This window comes from Escherichia sp. MOD1-EC5950 (genome assembly GCF_002965345.1).
Lineage (GTDB): Bacteria > Pseudomonadota > Gammaproteobacteria > Enterobacterales > Enterobacteriaceae > Escherichia > Escherichia marmotae.
In genome coordinates this window covers 220,093-238,293 of record NZ_PTSR01000002.1, presented here as the reverse complement: position 1 = coordinate 238,293, position 18,201 = coordinate 220,093, and the positions used below count along the sequence as shown (strand labels likewise).

Annotated in this window: 21 protein-coding genes and 2 pseudogenes; 12 read left to right on the top strand and 11 right to left on the bottom strand. The window is 47.8% G+C overall.

Annotated features, from left to right (window positions below; genetic code table 11):
• The first annotated feature begins 57 nt into the window (after window positions 1-57).
• From tsaB to rnd, 4 genes are all read left to right on the top strand, one after another.
• Window positions 58-753: a tRNA (adenosine(37)-N6)-threonylcarbamoyltransferase complex dimerization subunit type 1 TsaB gene (gene tsaB, locus BEA93_RS03460; protein WP_061090873.1), complete on the top strand. Its 696-nt coding sequence runs from the start codon at window positions 58-60 to the stop codon at window positions 751-753.
• Between the two features lie 39 nt (window positions 754-792).
• The gene (yeaY, locus tag BEA93_RS03455) at window positions 793-1,374 is read left to right on the top strand and encodes a Slp family lipoprotein YeaY (protein ID WP_000290579.1); all 582 of its coding nucleotides are present in this window, start codon (window positions 793-795) and stop codon (window positions 1,372-1,374) included.
• Window positions 1,375-1,578: 204 nt separating this feature from the next.
• Entirely contained in the window at window positions 1,579-3,264 is a 1,686-nt protein-coding gene (fadD, locus tag BEA93_RS03450) for a long-chain-fatty-acid--CoA ligase FadD (RefSeq protein WP_105224307.1), read from the top strand.
• An 81-nt stretch (window positions 3,265-3,345) separates the two neighbouring features.
• The gene (gene rnd / locus BEA93_RS03445) at window positions 3,346-4,461 is read left to right on the top strand and encodes a ribonuclease D (RefSeq protein ID WP_123057406.1); all 1,116 of its coding nucleotides are present in this window, start codon (window positions 3,346-3,348) and stop codon (window positions 4,459-4,461) included.
• Window positions 4,462-4,558: 97 nt separating this feature from the next.
• On the opposite strand, the pseudogene BEA93_RS25545 reads toward rnd, so the two are convergent.
• Window positions 4,559-4,669 (bottom strand): annotated as a pseudogene (locus tag BEA93_RS25545) (tartrate dehydrogenase); the annotation flags it as partial.
• A gap of 1 nt (window position 4,670) precedes the next feature.
• Here BEA93_RS25545 and BEA93_RS03435 point away from each other — a divergent pair.
• From BEA93_RS03435 to BEA93_RS03415, 5 genes and pseudogenes are all read left to right on the top strand, one after another.
• Window positions 4,671-4,991, top strand: a pseudogene (locus BEA93_RS03435) (LysR substrate-binding domain-containing protein); the annotation flags it as partial.
• 126 nt (window positions 4,992-5,117) lie between these two features.
• The gene (leuE, locus tag BEA93_RS03430; RefSeq protein ID WP_000457213.1) at window positions 5,118-5,756 is read left to right on the top strand and encodes a leucine efflux protein LeuE; all 639 of its coding nucleotides are present in this window, start codon (window positions 5,118-5,120) and stop codon (window positions 5,754-5,756) included.
• A 171-nt stretch (window positions 5,757-5,927) separates the two neighbouring features.
• On the top strand, window positions 5,928-6,287 hold the full coding sequence (gene yeaR / locus BEA93_RS03425) for a DUF1971 domain-containing protein YeaR (RefSeq protein ID WP_000939314.1): 360 nt from the start codon (window positions 5,928-5,930) through the stop codon (window positions 6,285-6,287).
• Between the two features lie 3 nt (window positions 6,288-6,290).
• Complete coding sequence (locus tag BEA93_RS03420; RefSeq protein WP_000513737.1) at window positions 6,291-6,473, top strand: DUF1869 domain-containing protein; 183 nt, start codon at window positions 6,291-6,293, stop codon at window positions 6,471-6,473.
• Window positions 6,474-6,621: 148 nt separating this feature from the next.
• On the top strand, window positions 6,622-6,870 hold the full coding sequence (locus BEA93_RS03415; protein ID WP_000512152.1) for a GlsB/YeaQ/YmgE family stress response membrane protein: 249 nt from the start codon (window positions 6,622-6,624) through the stop codon (window positions 6,868-6,870).
• 58 nt (window positions 6,871-6,928) lie between these two features.
• Here the strand turns inward: BEA93_RS03415 and yoaJ are convergent, their stop codons facing one another.
• Genes yoaJ through BEA93_RS03400 form a run of 3 tightly spaced genes read right to left on the bottom strand, consistent with a single transcriptional unit; the run spans window position 6,929 to window position 8,162 of the window.
• Complete coding sequence (gene yoaJ / locus BEA93_RS03410; RefSeq protein WP_001386836.1) at window positions 6,929-7,003, bottom strand: protein YoaJ; 75 nt, start codon at window positions 7,001-7,003, stop codon at window positions 6,929-6,931.
• A gap of 2 nt (window positions 7,004-7,005) precedes the next feature.
• The gene (locus BEA93_RS03405) at window positions 7,006-7,104 is read right to left on the bottom strand and encodes a YoaK family small membrane protein (protein ID WP_001219350.1); all 99 of its coding nucleotides are present in this window, start codon (window positions 7,102-7,104) and stop codon (window positions 7,006-7,008) included.
• Between the two features lie 32 nt (window positions 7,105-7,136).
• Complete coding sequence (locus BEA93_RS03400; protein ID WP_001516275.1) at window positions 7,137-8,162, bottom strand: sensor domain-containing diguanylate cyclase; 1,026 nt, start codon at window positions 8,160-8,162, stop codon at window positions 7,137-7,139.
• 184 nt (window positions 8,163-8,346) lie between these two features.
• Here BEA93_RS03400 and BEA93_RS03395 point away from each other — a divergent pair, with 184 nt between their 5' ends.
• On the top strand, window positions 8,347-8,601 hold the full coding sequence (locus tag BEA93_RS03395; RefSeq protein WP_001516276.1) for a putative hemolysin: 255 nt from the start codon (window positions 8,347-8,349) through the stop codon (window positions 8,599-8,601).
• A 21-nt stretch (window positions 8,602-8,622) separates the two neighbouring features.
• On the opposite strand, the gene BEA93_RS03390 is transcribed toward BEA93_RS03395, so the two are convergent.
• Together BEA93_RS03390 and BEA93_RS03385 are read right to left on the bottom strand one after the other, a co-directional pair.
• Window positions 8,623-8,970 (bottom strand): DUF488 domain-containing protein, encoded by a 348-nt coding sequence (locus BEA93_RS03390; protein ID WP_001516277.1) that lies wholly within the window; start codon window positions 8,968-8,970, stop codon window positions 8,623-8,625.
• A 97-nt stretch (window positions 8,971-9,067) separates the two neighbouring features.
• Window positions 9,068-9,514 (bottom strand): DUF441 domain-containing protein, encoded by a 447-nt coding sequence (locus BEA93_RS03385; RefSeq protein ID WP_001516278.1) that lies wholly within the window; start codon window positions 9,512-9,514, stop codon window positions 9,068-9,070.
• Window positions 9,515-9,683: 169 nt separating this feature from the next.
• Here BEA93_RS03385 and yoaI point away from each other — a divergent pair, with 169 nt between their 5' ends.
• Window positions 9,684-9,788 carry a small membrane protein YoaI gene (yoaI, locus tag BEA93_RS03380; RefSeq protein ID WP_050558860.1) on the top strand — a complete coding sequence of 35 codons (105 nt, stop codon included), beginning with the start codon at window positions 9,684-9,686 and terminating at the stop codon, window positions 9,786-9,788.
• Here the strand turns inward: yoaI and yeaK are convergent, their stop codons facing one another.
• The 5 genes from yeaK to yeaG all read right to left on the bottom strand — a co-directional run bounded on the left by yeaK (window position 9,789) and on the right by yeaG (window position 16,969).
• A complete protein-coding gene (yeaK, locus tag BEA93_RS03375; RefSeq protein ID WP_016248639.1) occupies window positions 9,789-10,292 on the bottom strand; it encodes a mischarged aminoacyl-tRNA deacylase in 504 nt (167 codons plus the stop codon).
• A 42-nt stretch (window positions 10,293-10,334) separates the two neighbouring features.
• Window positions 10,335-11,825 (bottom strand): diguanylate cyclase DgcJ, encoded by a 1,491-nt coding sequence (gene dgcJ, locus BEA93_RS03370; protein WP_001516279.1) that lies wholly within the window; start codon window positions 11,823-11,825, stop codon window positions 10,335-10,337.
• A 180-nt stretch (window positions 11,826-12,005) separates the two neighbouring features.
• Window positions 12,006-13,349, bottom strand: a complete 1,344-nt coding sequence (locus tag BEA93_RS03365; RefSeq protein WP_001516280.1) for a sensor domain-containing diguanylate cyclase — start codon at window positions 13,347-13,349, stop codon at window positions 12,006-12,008.
• Between the two features lie 278 nt (window positions 13,350-13,627).
• Window positions 13,628-14,911: a YeaH/YhbH family protein gene (locus BEA93_RS03360; protein WP_000219671.1), complete on the bottom strand. Its 1,284-nt coding sequence runs from the start codon at window positions 14,909-14,911 to the stop codon at window positions 13,628-13,630.
• Window positions 14,912-15,034: 123 nt separating this feature from the next.
• A complete protein-coding gene (gene yeaG, locus BEA93_RS03355; protein WP_001019882.1) occupies window positions 15,035-16,969 on the bottom strand; it encodes a protein kinase YeaG in 1,935 nt (644 codons plus the stop codon).
• A gap of 435 nt (window positions 16,970-17,404) precedes the next feature.
• On the opposite strand from yeaG, the gene mipA reads away from it, so the two are divergent.
• Window positions 17,405-18,151, top strand: a complete 747-nt coding sequence (mipA, locus tag BEA93_RS03350; RefSeq protein ID WP_000163778.1) for a scaffolding protein MipA — start codon at window positions 17,405-17,407, stop codon at window positions 18,149-18,151.
• The last annotated feature ends 50 nt before the right edge of the window (window positions 18,152-18,201 follow it).

Genomic DNA, 18,201 nt, shown 5'->3' with positions numbered 1-18,201 from the left:
TTTGTGATGGAGTATGGTATGATGCGCGCCTTTTTATTGATCTAAGCACGAAGACCCATGCGAATTCTGGCTATCGATACCGCGACAGAGGCCTGCTCTGTCGCCCTGTGGGATGACAGCACTGTCAACGCTCATTTTGAGCTTTGCCCACGTGAACATACTCAACGAATCTTACCGATGGTGCAGGATATCCTGACCACCAGCGGAACCTCCCTGACTAACATAAACGCATTAGCTTACGGGCGTGGTCCCGGTAGCTTCACCGGTGTGCGTATCGGTATTGGTATTGCACAAGGGCTGGCGCTTGGCGCGGAGCTGCCGATGATTGGCGTCTCCACGCTAATGACCATGGCGCAAGGGGCATGGCGCAAAAATGGCGCGACCCGCGTGCTGGCGGCCATTGACGCGCGAATGGGCGAAGTTTACTGGGCCGAATATCAGCGTGATGAAAATGGTATCTGGCACGGTGAAGAAACCGAAGCTGTACTCAAACCAGAACTCGTTCATGAGCGGATGCAGCAGCTTTCCGGTGAATGGGTGACGGTGGGGACAGGCTGGCAAGCCTGGCCGGATCTCGGTAAAGAGAGCGGGCTGGTTTTGCGCGATGGCGAAGTGTTACTGCCCGCCGCAGAAGATATGCTGCCGATTGCCTGCCAGCTCTTTGCTGAAGGCAAAACGGTGGCAGTGGAACATGCCGAGCCGGTTTATTTGCGTAACAACGTCGCGTGGAAGAAACTTCCGGGCAAAGAATGAATCTTAAGAGTATGCCCTGAGAAAAAAAGGAGTCGCATCATGGCGGTTCAAAAGAATGTTATCAAAGGCATACTGGCAGGTACGTTTGCGCTAATGTTGAGCGGTTGTGTCACTGTGCCGGATGCCATTAAAGGCAGCAGTCCCACGCCGCAACAAGATTTAGTTCGGGTGATGAGCGCGCCGCAATTGTATGTTGGTCAGGAAGCGCGCTTTGGCGGCAAAGTGGTCGCGGTACAAAACCAGCAGGGGAAAACCCGTCTGGAAATTGCCACCGTACCGCTCGATAGCGGAGCCAGGCCGACGTTGGGGGAACCTTCTCGCGGGCGCATTTATGCCGATGTGAACGGTTTTCTTGATCCAGTTGATTTCCGCGGACAACTGGTGACGGTTGTCGGGCCAATCACCGGTACGGTTGACGGTAAAATCGGCAATACACCCTATAAATTTATGGTTATGCAGGTAACGGGCTATAAGCGTTGGCATTTAACCCAGCAGGTGATTATGCCGCCGCAGCCGATTGATCCGTGGTTTTATGGTGGCCGTGGCTGGCCCTATGGCTACGGCGGATGGGGCTGGTATAATCCCGGCCCTGCAAGAGTACAAACAGTTGTAACTGAATAATTGCTTGTTTTTAAAGAAAAAGAAACAGCGGCTGGTCCGCTGTTTCTGCATTCTTAGAGTAAAGATAAAAATAAATAGTGACGCGCTTCGCAACCTTTTCGTTGGGGAATTATCAAGCTGGTATGATGAGTTAATATTATGTTAATAATATGTATATCACTTGGGGTTGCGATGACGACGAACACGCATTTTAGAGGTGAAGAATTGAAGAAGGTTTGGCTTAACCGTTATCCCGCGGATGTTCCGACGGAGATCAACCCTGACCGTTATCAATCTCTGGTAGATATGTTTGAGCAATCGGTCGTGCGCTATGCCGACAAGCCCGCGTTTGTGAATATGGGGGAGGTGATGACCTTCCGCAAACTGGAAGAGCGCAGTCGTGCGTTCGCCGCGTATTTACAACAAGGGCTGGGGCTGAAGAAGGGCGATCGCGTTGCGCTGATGATGCCTAACTTATTGCAATATCCGGTGGCGCTGTTCGGCATTTTGCGCGCCGGGATGATCGTCGTAAACGTCAATCCGTTATATACCCCGCGCGAGCTTGAGCATCAGCTCAACGACAGCGGCGCATCTGCGATTGTCATCGTGTCCAACTTTGCCCATACCCTGGAAAAAGTGGTTGATAAAACCGCTGTCCAGCACGTGATTCTGACACGTATGGGCGATCAGCTTTCTACGGCGAAAGGGACGCTGGTTAACTTCGTTGTTAAATACATCAAGCGTCTGGTGCCGAAATATCATCTGCCAGATGCCATTTCATTTCGTAGCGCTCTGCATAATGGTTACCGGATGCAGTACGTAAAACCTGAACTGGTGCCGGAAGATTTAGCCTTCCTGCAATACACCGGCGGCACCACTGGCGTGGCGAAAGGCGCAATGCTGACTCACCGCAATATGCTGGCAAATCTGGAACAGGTTAACGCGACCTACGGGCCGCTGTTGTATCCGGGTAAAGAGCTGGTGGTGACGGCATTGCCGCTGTATCACATTTTCGCATTGACCATTAACTGCCTGCTGTTTATCGAACTGGGCGGGCAGAATCTGCTTATTACTAACCCACGTGATATTCCGGGGCTGGTGAAAGAGCTGGCGAAATATCCGTTTACCGCGATCACCGGCGTTAACACGTTGTTCAACGCGTTGCTGAACAATAAAGAATTCCAGCAACTGGATTTCTCCAGTCTGCATCTTTCCGCTGGTGGTGGGATGCCTGTTCAGCAAGTGGTGGCAGAACGCTGGGTGAAACTGACCGGACAATATCTGCTGGAAGGTTATGGCCTGACCGAGTGTGCACCGCTGGTCAGCGTTAACCCGTATGATATTGATTATCATAGCGGTAGCATTGGTTTGCCGGTGCCGTCGACCGAAGCCAAGTTGGTTGATGACGACGATAACGAAGTACCGCCGGGTCAACCGGGTGAGCTTTGTGTCAAAGGGCCGCAGGTGATGCTGGGCTACTGGCAGCGTCCGGATGCTACCGATGAAATCATCAAAAATGGCTGGTTACACACCGGCGACATCGCGGTGATGGATGAAGAAGGATTCCTGCGCATTGTCGATCGTAAAAAAGACATGATTCTGGTTTCTGGCTTTAACGTCTACCCCAATGAGATTGAAGATGTGGTCATGCAGCACCCAGGTGTACAGGAAGTGGCGGCTGTTGGCGTACCTTCCGGTTCCAGCGGTGAAGCGGTGAAAATTTTCGTGGTGAAAAAAGACTCGTCACTCACGGAAGAATCACTGGTGACTTTTTGCCGCCGTCAGCTCACAGGCTATAAAGTACCGAAGCTGGTGGAGTTTCGTGATGAGTTACCGAAATCTAACGTCGGAAAAATTTTGCGACGAGAATTACGTGACGAAGCGCGCGGCAAAGTGGACAATAAAGCCTGAGCGTTAAGTCAGTCGTCAGACGCCGGTTAATCCGGCGTTTTTTTTGACGCCCACTAAAGAGAATACAATTTGAATTACCAAATGATTACCACGGACGATGCGCTGGCTTCTTTGTGTGAAGCCGTCCGTGCCTTTCCGGCGATAGCCCTGGATACTGAATTTGTACGTACGCGCACCTATTACCCGCAACTTGGGTTGATTCAACTTTTTGATGGCGAACATCTGGCGCTAATCGATCCACTCGGGATCACCGACTGGTCACCGCTGAAAGCGATCCTGCGCGATCCTTCCATCACCAAATTTCTCCATGCGGGCAGTGAAGATCTGGAAGTGTTCCTCAATGTCTTTGGTGAGTTACCACAACCTCTGATTGACACGCAAATCCTCGCCGCATTCTGTGGACGCCCGATGTCATGGGGCTTTGCCTCTATGGTGGAAGAGTATTCCGGCGTTACGCTCGACAAGAGCGAATCGCGCACCGACTGGCTGGCCAGACCGCTAACCGAGCGTCAATGCGAATACGCGGCGGCGGACGTCTGGTATCTGTTACCGATCGCCGCAAAGCTGATGGTTGAAACGGAAGCCTCTGGTTGGCTACCTGCGGCACTGGATGAATGCCGCCTGATGCAAACGCGTCGTCAGGAGATCGTTGCGCCAGAAGACGCATGGCGTGATATCACCAATGCCTGGCAATTACGCACGCGCCAACTCGCCTGTCTGCAACTGCTAGCCGACTGGCGGCTGCGTAAGGCTCGGGAGCGCGATCTGGCGGTGAACTTTGTCGTGCGTGAAGAGCATTTGTGGTCGGTAGCGCGTTATATGCCGGGCAGTCTGGGCGAGCTGGATAGCCTGGGCTTATCCGGTAGCGAAATCCGCTTCCACGGTAAGACGTTGTTGGCGCTGGTAGAGAAAGCGCAGGCATTGCCAGAAGAGGCCTTGCCGCAGCCGATGCTTAACCTGATGGATATGCCAGGTTATCGCAAAGCGTTTAAAGCGATTAAGTCGCTGATTACTGACGTGGGTGAAACGCACAAGATCAGCGTCGAATTGCTGGCATCGCGTCGGCAAATCAACCAACTGCTGAACTGGCACTGGAAATTAAAACCACAGAATAATTTGCCAGAGCTGATTTCCGGCTGGCGTGGTGCGCTGATGGCGGAAGCATTACACAATTTATTGCAGGAATATCCGCAATAAAACGTGCGTAAGCCGGACAAGGTGCGTTATGCGCTGCATCCGGCTTCGGATAAACTACAAATCCAACACCAGTCGGTTCAAATAAACTGGTTTGACCTTAACGCAAAATAATTTTGCAAATAGCGTCAGTAAATTGTGGCGTGGTGGCATTGCCTTTCATATCCGGTGTTTTTGGCCCGTGAGTAATCACTTCTTCAATCGCTGCCAGGTTTGGTGTCTGGCAATTGTGCAATAAAGAAGGGCAGCATACGATTAAAGTTACCGGGCCGATGTTGTCTAACCATGGGTAAATTGTGCATCAGTGGTGCTTCGATGGCCAGGGGATTGCGCTGCGCTCCTGGTGGGATGTCAGTGAAAATATTGCCAGTGGTCATTTAGCGCAAGTGCTACCGGAATATTACCAGCCAGCGAATGTCTGGGCGGTATATGTATCAAGGCTGGCGATGTCAGCGAAGGTGCGGATAACGGTAGAGTTTTTACGCCAGTATTTTTCCCAACACTATCCGAATTTTTCACTGGACCAGGCATGAATAACAATTCAATTGTCCAGTTATTGTCAGGTTAAAACCTGATTTTCTCCTTTCTAAGCCGTTGCGGATTGGTTAGCATATTCACCTTTAATCGCGCATGATCCAAAGAGAATTAAAGAGGTTAATGTGTTCGCAGAATATGGGGTTCTGAATTACTGGACCTATCTGGTTGGTGCCATTTTTATCGTGTTGGTGCCTGGGCCGAATACCCTGTTTGTGCTTAAAAATAGCGTCAGCAGTGGAGTGAAAGGCGGTTATCTTGCGGCCTGCGGTGTATTCATCGGTGACGCGGTATTGATGTTTCTGGCGTGGGCTGGTGTCGCAACCTTAATTAAGACCACACCGATATTATTCAATATCGTACGTTATCTTGGCGCGTTTTATTTGCTCTATCTGGGGGGTAAAATTCTTTACGCCACCCTGAAAGGTAAAAATAACGAGGCTAAATCAGATGAGCCACAATATGGTGCCATCTTCAAGCGCGCATTAATTTTGAGTCTGACCAATCCGAAAGCCATTTTGTTCTATGTGTCGTTTTTCGTACAGTTTATTGATGTCAATGCGCCACATACTGGGATTTCATTCTTTATTTTGGCGACAACACTGGAATTGGTAAGCTTCTGTTATTTGAGCTTCCTGATTATTTCAGGTGCATTTGTCACGCAATACATTCGCACCAAGAAGAAACTAGCCAAAGTGGGCAACTCGCTGATTGGTCTGATGTTTGTTGGTTTTGCCGCACGACTGGCGACGCTGCAGTCTTAATGCTTTCAGCCCGCGATGCTGCGGGCTTCCCTCCTGAAATGCATCTGTATTCACCGTTTGATGATGCTAAAAAGTAACCAATAAATGGTATTTAAAATGCAAATTATCAGGCGTACTCTGAAACGGCTGAAATAAATGGTTTTCAGCATATTTACTGAAGGAGGGAAAAGGATGCTGCAAATCCCACAGAACTACATTCATACGCGCTCAACACCTTTCTGGAATAAACAAACTGCGCCTGCCGGAATATTCGAACGTCATCTTGATAAAGGAACGCGTCCGGGTGTTTATCCACGCCTGTCCGTTATGCATGGGGCGGTCAAATATCTCGGCTACGCCGATGAACATAGCGCAGAACCTGATCAGGTGATCCTCATCGAAGCAGGTCAATTCGCGGTGTTCCCGCCAGAAAAGTGGCACAATATTGAAGCCATGACTGACGATACTTATTTCAACATTGACTTCTTCGTTGCTCCTGAAGTCCTGATGGAAGGTGCAAAACAACGGAAAGTCATTCATAGCGGGAAATGAATCATGGGCAAAGCAACGTATACCGTAACCGTCACCAATAACAGTAATGGTGTTTCTGTCGATTACGAAACAGAGACGCCGATGACCTTGCTGGTGCCAGAAGTGGCGGCTGAAGTAATAAAAGATCTCGTCAATACCGTGCGTTCATATGACACGGAAAACGAACATGATGTTTGTGGTTGGTAATAATTGCTAATGTCAGATGGCGCTAATTCAGCGCCATCGCAAAAAAAATCCTCTGTGACACACATCACAATTCTTGCTTCTCTTATGTTGTGCTATGCTTTTTATCAGCGACTAACCCGCTAATGCAAAACAGATAAGTGAGGAAACAATGGGCATTCTGTCATGGATTATTTTTGGACTTATTGCCGGTATTCTGGCGAAGTGGATCATGCCTGGTAAAGATGGTGGTGGATTCTTTATGACCATCCTGCTGGGAATTATCGGTGCCGTAGTTGGTGGATGGATCAGTACACTGTTTGGTTTTGGCAAAGTCGATGGCTTTAACTTTGGTAGTTTTGTTGTTGCCGTGATTGGTGCGCTTGTCGTGTTGTTTATCTACAGAAAAGTCAAAAGTTAATGCTGAAAAACACAAAGGCTGCCGACAGGCAGCCTTTGCTATTTTTACCGACGTAGTGTTACCACCATCCCAGCTCGGTGCCAAGAACGACAATAATCGCCACGCCCATCATGATAATCGTTGTTTTTTTCATCTTCATGCCCCTGGGGCCGCATAGCCGCCAATAAAAAACCACGCTAAAAATACGACTGCCGTAATAAAGATTACGACGGGAAAGATAATACCGATTCGCATGTTACCACCAAAGAAAAGGATGTGAATATGCCTCAGGAATGCCTGTCAGAATGCGCGATAAAAGGTGTTTTTTCTTTGTGTTTTTTCTCCTGATACATCGCGATATCGGCAGCATGCAGGGCACTGTCTGCGTCGGTTGTTTCAGGATCCACTTCAACTATGCCAAGACTGGCACCAGGATAAAACAGCTCAATATCGCCCAAGTGATATTCTCCACGTATTTGCTGTTGAATACGCTCACGCAGTGATGGGATATCCGCGTTTTCATTAACCAGAGATACGACTAAAAATTCATCGCCGCCGAGACGACCAATAATCTCGCCATTTTGATGCAGCTTATTGAGGCGCTCACCAACCTGAATAAGAAACAGATCGCCGCTATTGTGGCCAAAACGGTCATTGATTAGCTTGAAGTTATCCAGGTCGATAAAGGCAATCATGGCTTTACGCTTCAGATGCCGGGCAAGAGAAAACAGCGTCTTCAGGTTATCAAAAATCGCCCGCCGATTAGGTAGCCCAGTTAAAGAGTCAGTATACGACTGCGCAATCAAAGCGGCATTGGCTTCACGTAATTGCTCAACCAGCGCCTCTTTTTGAATATATTGTGCAATCAGCCCGGCGAATAACTGTAAAACCTGCTCTGCGCGCTCACTCCACGGACGCTTCTCGCTGCTGGCGGCGCAAAGCGTGCCATAGAATGAACCATCCGGTAAGTGAACCGGCGTGCTCAGGAATGTCGTGATGCCGAGATTGCGGGCTGCGATGCAGTCACCCCAACGATCGGGAACTTCATCGCTGAAAAAACAGTTTTCATCAATGGCGCGTTTGCACAACGAGTAATCCCACGAGACAGTAAAATTCTCCGGAATGTGCATTTTCTGGCTATTACGGGCGAACAGAATATGTTGCAGGCGCGCGTCAATATCCACTTTTGTCAGATAAGTCGACTCCATGTCGGTGACCATTTCCAGCATCTCCAGAAGCTGCCGAACCAGACTTTCGAGAGAATGTTCTGAGGCGAGAGACTGCGAAACGCGGGCAATGATCTGATCTGACACGAAAGAACTCCAGGATGCTGCGGGTAAAATGCTGATTATTTAATCTTTACAGGCATGATAAAACATCATCAACGAAGATGAAACTAGCTGTAATATATTTTAAGTGAATGTAAAAGAAATAGTGCTGCAAAACAAAACGATACCGCGATATTCTAAGGCGTAGATAAATGTGCGGGATCAATATATGAAAATTCTCAGTTTTGCTCTGCCTTGCCTGCTAATTCTGGCAGGGTGTTCAACTACTTCTCAGCCGGATGCGCCAAAACCGCCGCAGGTTGGCATGGCGAATCCGGCTTCGGTCTACTGTCAGCAGAAAGGCGGTACGCTCATTCCGGTGCAGACACCGCAAGGGGTCAGTAACAATTGCAAATTGCCGGGTGGTGAAACGATTGATGAATGGGCGTTATGGCGGCGGGATCATCCGGCTGGTGAAAAATAACAGCCGGATGCCATGCTAAAATCACAAGCTGCGTAGCCAGTCGGCCAGTACCAGTGCATGGTTTTGCGTGGTATTTTTTGCCGAGTAGAGCAGGGTCAGCGGCTGTTTTTGAGCGATTTCCGCCAGCCGTTTCCCTTCCGACTCGTGTTGCGCCAGTTCAGCAAGATATTGTTCGCGAAAGGTTTTAAAATCGACCACTTCTCCGTGAAAGGCTTTGCGCAACTCTGTTGATGGTGTGATCTCTTTATCCCACTCATCAAGTGCTAAATCAGTTTTTTTGATACCACGCGGCCAGAGGCGGTCGACCAGTACGCGATAACCATCGCTCTGTTCAGCCGGATCATAAACGCGTTTACACTGAATATTCATCGTGTTTGTTCTCCCTTTCACGCATGATTTACCACGTCACTATAGCACTTTGTGGCTGTTGGTTTTTTGTTGTGCCAGTTTTGAGTTCGAAAACAGTCTACTGTTTCCCGATGATCAGAGAGACCAGTCCCGCGGCAATAAGCGGGCCGACCGGTACACCGCGAAACAGTGCCACACCTAAAATTGTGCCTACCAGCAGCCCGGCGACCAGTTGCGGCTGGCTGCCCATTAACGTCACGCCGCGTCCGCCAAGCCAGGAGACAATCACTCCCACGGCAATCGCTACCAGCGATTTCCAGTTCAGAAACGAGTGAATCAGTGTCGAGGGGGGCAGTGTTCCGCTGGCAATAGGGGCCATTACGCCAATGGTCAGAATGATTATCCCGATACTCAGTCCCTGTTTCTCGATCCACGGAAAAAAGGTGCTTAACGGTGTGACGCGGACAATGATCAACACCAGAATTGAAACGGCGACAGTGGTGTTGTGGCTGATAAAGCCCAGCGCAGCTAAGCCGAGCAGGATCAGCAAAGTGACATCAAACATCGTGGTTTCCTTGCCAAAAAATAATAACCCCGCCTACTTTACGCCTGCTGCTGAAAGGAAGCAGAAAAAAATTACGTGTTATGCATAAAAAATCAGGCAAATTGTCATCAAATTGCCACTTGTACACGCTAACAATAACGTGAAAACAGGTATCTTCTGGGGGAAAACCATGAACGATCAAATGCTCGTTGAGACACTGATTATCACGTCATCGTTTTTTGCCATTGCAGTTGTGTTAGTACTGTCCGTTCTGCTTATTGAACGGACCAGCTAGTTACGCAGTACGGCGGAATTTGACCAGTTCTGGTTGCGCAATGCGCAAGTAATCTGTGGTGTTCAGAATTACAGATTTATCCAGCATGCCTGCGTTGAAGGCAATCTCATCGAATCGCTCAAAGAGTAGTGGGTCGGCAACCAGTTTGAGTTTTGGGTGGAAGCTGAAGGGGGGGATAGCGCCAAAGACACAGCCTGTCAGTTCATCGACTTCCGCCGGGCTGGCCAGCGAAGCGCGTAGCCCACCGATGTGACTGGCGAGTTTACTAAGATCAGCCTGTTGATCGGCTGCGAGGATCGCCAGAACATGCTGATTTACGCCATTACCTTTGACTTTACACACCAGTGCTTTAGCTCCCTGACCCAAAGCGGTGCCACGAATTTCTGACACCGCTTCGCATTTACCTACCGCTTCGTGGGTAACGATGCGGTAGTTAGCACCTTCTTGTGATAATAAAGCGATTAACCGCTGATGCGTCACGCTTCCTTTAGTCATTTCAGTCATTTCACGCTCCTGGAATTATAACCAAATAACCACAGAAGATTATCATGAACGGCTGTTTTTGTTCTGCTTATTGACATATAAACGTTCATCAGAAGCTTTATACGCATCATGTAACGTATCGTTTTCCTTCATCGCGTAAATACCTGAAGAGAAGCCGATCTCTTTCTTCGGCGCGATATGTTGCAGGCGTTTTTCGATACGTTCAGGCAGTTGCGCGGCAATTTGCGGCGTCGAATCGACCAGAATGATGCAAAATTCATCGCCACCGAGACGGATGGCATAATCGCTTTTACGAATCGACTGCTTAATCGCCTGGGCTAATAATGTAATCGCTAAATCGCCCTCCTGATGACCAAGGGTGTCATTAATTTGCTTTAACTTGTCCATGTCAATTGCAATAAACATGACAGAAGAACCGGATTGCACCAGTTTCTGCAAACGCTGCTCCAGTTCAGGCGTTAATATTTTGCGATTATACAGTCCGGTCATCGCATCACTGATATTTTCGCGCGTCACGTTCTGGTACAAGCGGAAGTGCATCCGGACCATATTCAGCAAAATTAACGCTGTCAAAATCCAGAACAGAACGCTTTTCCACGAAGACGTGATAAAGTAAAGAATATCAATGGATAACGAAACGCGAATACCGCCAGGTAAGTCGTGGACGTAACTGACATACTGAAACAGGTTATCTTCGCTCTGGTTGATAATAATGTCCCGTCCCGAATCTGTATCGGTTAGCGTGACATTAAGAAAACGCCAGAGGAGAGGGCGATCATGAGTGTAAAAGATATTTCGTAGATTATTCTTATTAATATCCAGCAGTACAATACCTTTTAACTGCCTTGCAACATAAACCGGTGTCAGCAAACTCATCACGTTCTGTTTAGTACGCTGATCCTGGTAAATGCTCGATAACACAGTACGTCCGGTAAACACTTTTTCAATATCTTTACGATCAATGCCAATGCTTCCTGATTGCAGGAAGGACCAGTTATTCATCGCGAAGTACTCAACATTGACTGGCTCATAAAAATAGACATAGCGGTCATTGAGATCGAGATAATAGTGAAATTTCTCTTCGGCCATGCCAAGACCGGAACCATAATCATCCTGATGGCGGTTGCCTTCAACTGCCTGATCAAATGCCGGTAAGAGCGCCGCAGCTTCCACAATCGTGTCGCAGTCAGTGGATGCAGTCTGCAATGTTCCGTGTAAACCCGCGTAAGTATGGGCTGTCAGGTTTAAGCCATGGGTATTGTTGGCAGATTCAAAAGCTTCACAGATGGCACGTCGCTGTTCTGGCGACACCTCAGACTGTTTCGCAGCAAGCGCGCGCATCACATGTGCGGCGATACTCTGATTTTGATACTTGTCGTAGAGAAAGGAGGAATCTGCTTTCTGGACGATATAGCGCAAATAAGCACTCATTGCCCTGTCGCTGGCGACAAGTTCAAAAATAAGGAAGGAAGATGTCAGCACAATGACACTTGCGGCGATAAAATGCCGGAGCATTCTATGGTGCAATTTCATGATAAATGGCACTCCTTCGGTTAGTGAAACGAGAAAACCAGATAAAGTTCGATTGCGGCCTGGTACAGGGGCGCTAATTATACTCATCTCTGCGCCGCTGGGGAGGGGAAATTTAGGGGTATTGATAATAAATTGTATGCCAAAGCCACGCAAAACGCATGGCTGTGAATAATTTTGCACTCAAATATAATGAATAATCACTTTGTTGCCACCATCATTTTTCGCTTCTCGTAACGCTTTATCAGCTTCCGTCATGACAAGCGAGATATTACGCGTGTCGCCAGTGGAAAAAACACAGCCAATGCTGATGGTCATTTGTTCAGGGACATTATATCTATTACTAAAACCGGTCAGTAGTTCGACATTTTTACGCACCCGATCGGCGATAATTTTTGCCTGGGCAGCATTCAATTCGGTAAATAGTAAACCGAACTCTTCACCTTCCAGACGCGCGAAGATGTCATCGGGGCGGATACTTTGCTGGATAATATCGACAATTGAAACCAGAACTTTATCGCCCACATGATGACCCCACTGAGCATTTATGCGTTTGAACTGGTTAATATCTACCAGCATGATACAAAAATCCTTCACAACAGGGCGAGAGAGTAATGACTCTACACTGTTGAAAAAGTGACGGCGGTTATAAATATTGGTCAGTACATCATAAACCGCCAGTTTACTGGCAAGTTGTAGTTCCTGAAAAATGTTATAAATCAGGAAAGAAACCACAAACAGTTTACTGGAAACCTCAATACCGCGGCTGATATACCAGATGGTGTAATTATATTCATCCAGAGTCAGTAGCAACAAGTTACAACAGAGTGAGGCCAGACATAATAACGCGATTGACGGCCAAAGTTCGCTCGCTAAACCTGTCCGTGTGATAATAAAAAATAGTAAACATGCCCACAGACAAACCAGAATCTTGGTGTAGTTAATACCCCAACTCGCAGTATTATTATTCGGGCAGTAATCTACGACATATAAGGCATAGTCAGGATTATAACTGCTCAGGTTGTGCGCCAGTAATGGAAACAACATAAAAGGTATTAGTGCCAGCAACAGGATGCAGGTTTTTTTCTTGTTGTTTGTCAGAATGCTGTTTCGGTCATAACAGAAAAGAGCCAGCGATGCTAAGCTAATAAAACTTAGTTGGCGAAAAAGATAGAAAATGGAAACGTCATTCGATTTCGTCTGGATCAGCGTACTATCGCTGATAGGCTTGTGAATAATAACGATCGTTTCAGTTAAATAGACAAGGCCACTTAAAAAAGCAAGACTTAAAATTAGGGTTGGGAAAATATCTCGATTAGTAAAATACTTCATTAACATGAAAAGGAAAATGACGGCGTTAAGGAAAAATAAAGCCACAACGACCATCAGGTAGTTCATCTGAGGGATGAGCTTTATATTGGCGTTTTCATTATATAAGGTGGTAATGCAAAATAAAATTAATGTCAATAGTAAGCTGAAAATAAAAAAGCTGTGTGCTTTTAATTTTTGTGTACCCATGGGAACCATAAAAAAGGAGAGCAATCTGAGTAGTCAATTTTATTGATTGCAGAGAAATGGAGTTTTGACCGGGATCAATTATCATTATCAGTAAAAAAGAATTAAAGTATAGCATTGAGAAAAGCGTGCTAACAGAATCATTTTTCCGAATGATTGTTTCATGAAACTAAGTTCTGTAAAGGTTACGCTGTTATATTTAAGTTGTTTGTAAACTAATGTAGATAATAAATAACTGTATTTACAATTAACTAAAAATCAGCCAGGGAATAATGACCTGGCTGATGGTTTTAGTCTTTAGTAGTTGCATTTTGTTTATGAAATAGTTCGCGAAACACCGGATAAATATCATCCTGATCGCGGATATGCTGCATCGCAAAGTTTTCGAATGTAGATTGCAGATGCTCATATTCCCGCCACAATGTCTGATGAGCGCGACGGGTAATTTCGATATAGCTGTAATAACGAACAACGGGCAACAATTTTTTCGCCAGAATTTCATGGCAAAGCGGAGAGTCATCGGCCCAGTTATCACCGTCCGACGCCTGCGCGGCATAAATATTCCATTGTGCCGGGTTATAACGCTCTTTCACCACCTCATCCATCAGTTTCAGAGCGCTGGAAACAATGGTGCCACCCGTTTCCTGCGAGTAGAAAAACTCATGTTCATCGACTTCTTTCGCCTGGGTATGGTGGCGGATGTAAACGACCTCCACGTTCTTGTAAGTTCTGCTCAGGAACAGATACAGCAAAATATAAAAACGTTTGGCCATATCTTTGGTGGATTGATCCATTGAACCAGAAACGTCCATCAGACAAAACATTACCGCCTGACTGGAGGGATCGGGTCGTTTTTCGTAGTTCTTATAACGTAAATCGAAGGTGTCGATGAACGGAACGCGTTCAATTTTGGCGCGTAATTCGGCAATCTCTTTGCGTAGCCGTTCCTCTTCCAGCAATTGCGCAGGTTCACTGTTGCTGATGATTGCCAAATCTTCTTCCAGAGCATGAAGTTCCCGCCGTTTACCTGCGGTCATCGCGGTACGTCTCGCCAGTGAGTTTTGCAATGAACGCACCACGCTGATATTGGCCGGAACGCCGTTAGCGGTATAACCCGCCCGATGCGTTTTAAACTCGGTCAATTGGCGTTGCTGGTTCTGTTTTAAATTCGGTAAGGCTAAATCTTCAAACAGCAGGTCGAGATATTCGTCTTTCGAAATCTGGAAGACAAATTCATCCTGACCTTCACCGTCCTGACTAGCCTGGCCCTGACCACTACCGGAACCGCCGCTGCCGCCCTGGGGACGTTCAATGCGATCGTTCTGGATGAAATGGTCGTTACCCGGGTGAACGCGATGGCGCAGGCCGCCACGCCCCTGATGAAACATCGGTTCGCTAATATCTTCCGTTGGAATGGAGACGGACTCGCCGCTGTCGACGTCAGTCACCGAACGCTTATTAATGGCCTCGGAGATCGACTGTTTAATTTGCGCTTTATAACGGCGTAAAAAACGCTGGCGATTCACCATGCTTTTGTTTTTGCCGTTCAGACGCCGGTCAATAAACCAGGTCATATGCCCCCCGTACTGCATTTGCCAACTGTATGCTGCACCTGTATTGCCGGACACGCTTCGCTTATCCGGCCTACGGTTCGCTGTCGTTGTAGGCCCATGAGCATGTGCTCCGGGCCATGGTTGTTAAGAGGATTTACGTACGCGCAAATACCATTCGCACAGTAAACGCACCTGTTTACGGGTGTAGCCTTTCTCCATCATACGGTCGACAAAATCGTCGTGTTTCTTCTGCTCGTCGGTTGAGGTTTTAGCGTTAAACGAAATGACTGGCAGTAATTCTTCGGTATTGGAAAACATTTTTTTCTCAATAACCGTGCGCAGTTTTTCATAACTGGTCCAGTTCGGATTGCGTCCGCTGTTATTTGCTCTGGCGCGCAGCACGAAGTTGACAATCTCGTTACGGAAATCTTTCGGATTGCTGATCCCCGCTGGTTTTTCGATTTTCTCCAGCTCGGCGTTCAGCGACTCGCGATCAAACAACTGACCGGTATCCGGGTCGCGATACTCCTGATCCTGGATCCAGAAATCCGCATAGGTGACATAACGATCGAAAATGTTCTGTCCATATTCGGAATAAGACTCCAGATAAGCCGTCTGGATCTCTTTGCCGATAAACTCGGCATATTTCGGGATCAGATAACCTTTCAGGAACTCCAGATAGCGTTCTGCCTGCTCTTGCGGGAACTGCTCGCGCTCAATCTGCTGTTCAAGAACGTAGAACAGATGGACCGGGTTAGCTGCCACTTCCACGTGATCGAAGTTGAACACGCGAGAGAGGATCTTAAACGCAAAACGTGTGGACAGACCGTTCATCCCTTCATCGACGCCCGCGTAATCCCGATACTCCTGATACGATTTGGCTTTCGGATCGGTATCTTTCAGACTTTCGCCATCATAAACGCGCATCTTTGAATAAATGCTGGAGTTTTCTGGCTCTTTCAGACGCGAAAGAATGGAAAAACGTGACAGAGTTTCCAGCGTGCCAGGTGCGCATGGTGCGTGAGTCAGTTCACTATGATTAAGTAATTTCTCGTAGATTTTAATCTCTTCGGAAATGCGCAAGCAGTACGGCACCTTCACGATATAGACACGGTCGAGGAAGGCCTCGTTGTTTTTATTGTTACGGAAAGTGACCCATTCGGATTCGTTCGAGTGGGCGAGAATAATCCCGTTGAACGGCAGGGCGGAGATACCTTCCGTCCCGTTGTAGTTGCCTTCCTGGGTGGCGGTCAACAGAGGATGCAGCACTTTAATCGGTGCTTTAAACATCTCGACAAATTCCATGATCCCCTGGTTGGCGCGGCACAGCGCACCGGAATAACCATAGGCGTCTGGATCGTTCTGCGCGTAGTGTTCGAGCTTACGAATATCGACTTTCCCTACCAGCGCTGAGATATCCTGGTTGTTCTCATCGCCGGGCTCCGTTTTAGCGATGGCAATTTGTTGTAGAATCGACGGCCAGACCTTCACAACCCGAAATTTAGTGATATCGCCACCAAATTCATGCAGGCGCTTCGCGGCCCACGGCGACATGATAGTGCCGAGGTAGCGGCGCGGAATGCCGTACTCTTTTTCGAGGATCTGCGCATCTTCCTGTGGATTGAACAGACAGAACGGATGATCGTTGACCGGGCTGCGCTCACCATTGGCGCTCAATACATAAATAGGCACGAGTTGCATTAATGATTTCAGTCGCTCCGCAAGCGACGATTTCCCCCCACCCACAGGCCCCAGCAGATACAGAATTTGTTTCTTCTCTTCCAGCCCCTGAGCCGCGTGTTTCAGATAAGAGACAATCTGTTCAATCGCGTCTTCCATGCCGTAAAACTCTTCAAACGCCGGATAACGTGCGATGACCCGGTTCGAGAAGAGTCGAGAAAGTCTGGGTTCCTGGGCTGTATCGACCATGACAGGCTCACCAATAGCCATCAGTAGCCGCTCAGCCGCGTTGGCATAAGCACTGCGATCTTGCCGACAAGTGGTAAGAAACTCCTGCAGTGTGAACTCTTCGTCCTTGGCAGCTTCATATCGCTGGCGATAGTGATCGAATATATTCATGGTATGCCGTCCTTTCGTTTTTTAGCACAGGTTAAGAGCCGTTCATATGAATAGTAGAGGCTCCCGGAAGAGGTAAACTGAACGACGTCTCTTGCTAAAACACAGCAACTCTCATGCCATCTTACCGACTGCGAGAAGAACGTGCCCGGTGATACACCTTCAAAATTAAGCGTAGATGGCAAATGGAAAACTTGCCTGCACGGCTTTCTGGATTTCAATGGCATATCAACAACTCACCCATAAAAATTGCATAACTAATGTAAAGAATATTGCCGTCGGTAATGCAAAATTCATTCAGGTGTAAGCCTGATGTCACCAGCGTCAGGAAAATTAAACAGTTACCTTTAGAAATGAAAATGTAAAAAGGTTGGGTTTCGATGTATTGACGGGTAAACTTTGTCGCCCGCTAAACATTTGTTTAAGGAATGATTAATTGTGACCAAACTCAAACTTCTGGCACTTGGAGTGCTTATCGCAACGTCTGCAGGCGTAGCACACGCTGAAGGTAAATTTTCCCTGGGCGCAGGCGTAGGTGTCGTTGAACACCCTTATAAAGATTACGATACCGATGTTTACCCAGTACCGGTAATCAACTATGAAGGCGATAACTTCTGGTTCCGTGGCTTAGGTGGTGGTTACTACCTGTGGAACGATGCAACGGATAAACTTTCGATTACCGCTTACTGGTCGCCGCTCTACTTCAAAGCTAAAGACAGTGGCAACCACCAGATGCGCCACCTGGATGACCGTAAGAGCACTATGATGGCCGGTCTGTCCTACGCTCACTTTACCCAGTACGGTTATCTGCGTACCTCTCTGGCAGCCGACACACTGGATAACAGCAACGGTATCGTCTGGGATACGGCCTGGTTGTACCGTTACACTAACGGTGGTCTGACTCTGACCCCGGGTATCGGTGTGCAGTGGAACAGCGAAAACCATAACGAATACTATTATGGCGTATCGCGTAAAGAGTCTGCGCGCAGCGGTCTGCGTGGCTATAACCCGAATGATAGCTGGAGTCCGTATCTGGAACTGAGCGCCAACTACAACTTCATGGGCGACTGGAGCATTTACGGTACTGCGCGCTACACCCGTCTGTCCGATGAAGTTACCGATAGCCCGATGGTTGATAAGTCCTGGACAGGTCTGATTTCTACCGGGATCACCTACAAATTCTGATAGTGCATCTTTCCAGGGCATTTTGTGCATAAAAACAGGGCGTCACGCCC

Bases quoted from the DNA above. Each gene is read 5' to 3' on its own strand.
- tsaB (WP_061090873.1), top strand. From the start codon at position 58: ATGCGAATTCTGGCTATCGATACCGCGACAGAGGCCTGCTCTGTCGCC.
- yeaY (WP_000290579.1), top strand. From the start codon at position 793: ATGGCGGTTCAAAAGAATGTTATCAAAGGCATACTGGCAGGTACGTTT.
- rnd (WP_123057406.1), top strand. From the start codon at position 3,346: ATGATTACCACGGACGATGCGCTGGCTTCTTTGTGTGAAGCCGTCCGT.
- yeaR (WP_000939314.1), top strand. From the start codon at position 5,928: ATGCTGCAAATCCCACAGAACTACATTCATACGCGCTCAACACCTTTC.
- BEA93_RS03420 (WP_000513737.1), top strand. From the start codon at position 6,291: ATGGGCAAAGCAACGTATACCGTAACCGTCACCAATAACAGTAATGGT.
- BEA93_RS03415 (WP_000512152.1), top strand. From the start codon at position 6,622: ATGGGCATTCTGTCATGGATTATTTTTGGACTTATTGCCGGTATTCTG.
- BEA93_RS03405 (WP_001219350.1), bottom strand. From the start codon at position 7,104: ATGCGAATCGGTATTATCTTTCCCGTCGTAATCTTTATTACGGCAGTC.
- BEA93_RS03395 (WP_001516276.1), top strand. From the start codon at position 8,347: ATGAAAATTCTCAGTTTTGCTCTGCCTTGCCTGCTAATTCTGGCAGGG.
- BEA93_RS03390 (WP_001516277.1), bottom strand. From the start codon at position 8,970: ATGAATATTCAGTGTAAACGCGTTTATGATCCGGCTGAACAGAGCGAT.
- BEA93_RS03385 (WP_001516278.1), bottom strand. From the start codon at position 9,514: ATGTTTGATGTCACTTTGCTGATCCTGCTCGGCTTAGCTGCGCTGGGC.
- yoaI (WP_050558860.1), top strand. From the start codon at position 9,684: ATGAACGATCAAATGCTCGTTGAGACACTGATTATCACGTCATCGTTT.
- yeaK (WP_016248639.1), bottom strand. From the start codon at position 10,292: ATGACTGAAATGACTAAAGGAAGCGTGACGCATCAGCGGTTAATCGCT.
- dgcJ (WP_001516279.1), bottom strand. From the start codon at position 11,825: ATGAAATTGCACCATAGAATGCTCCGGCATTTTATCGCCGCAAGTGTC.
- BEA93_RS03365 (WP_001516280.1), bottom strand. From the start codon at position 13,349: ATGGTTCCCATGGGTACACAAAAATTAAAAGCACACAGCTTTTTTATT.
- BEA93_RS03360 (WP_000219671.1), bottom strand. From the start codon at position 14,911: ATGACCTGGTTTATTGACCGGCGTCTGAACGGCAAAAACAAAAGCATG.
- yeaG (WP_001019882.1), bottom strand. From the start codon at position 16,969: ATGAATATATTCGATCACTATCGCCAGCGATATGAAGCTGCCAAGGAC.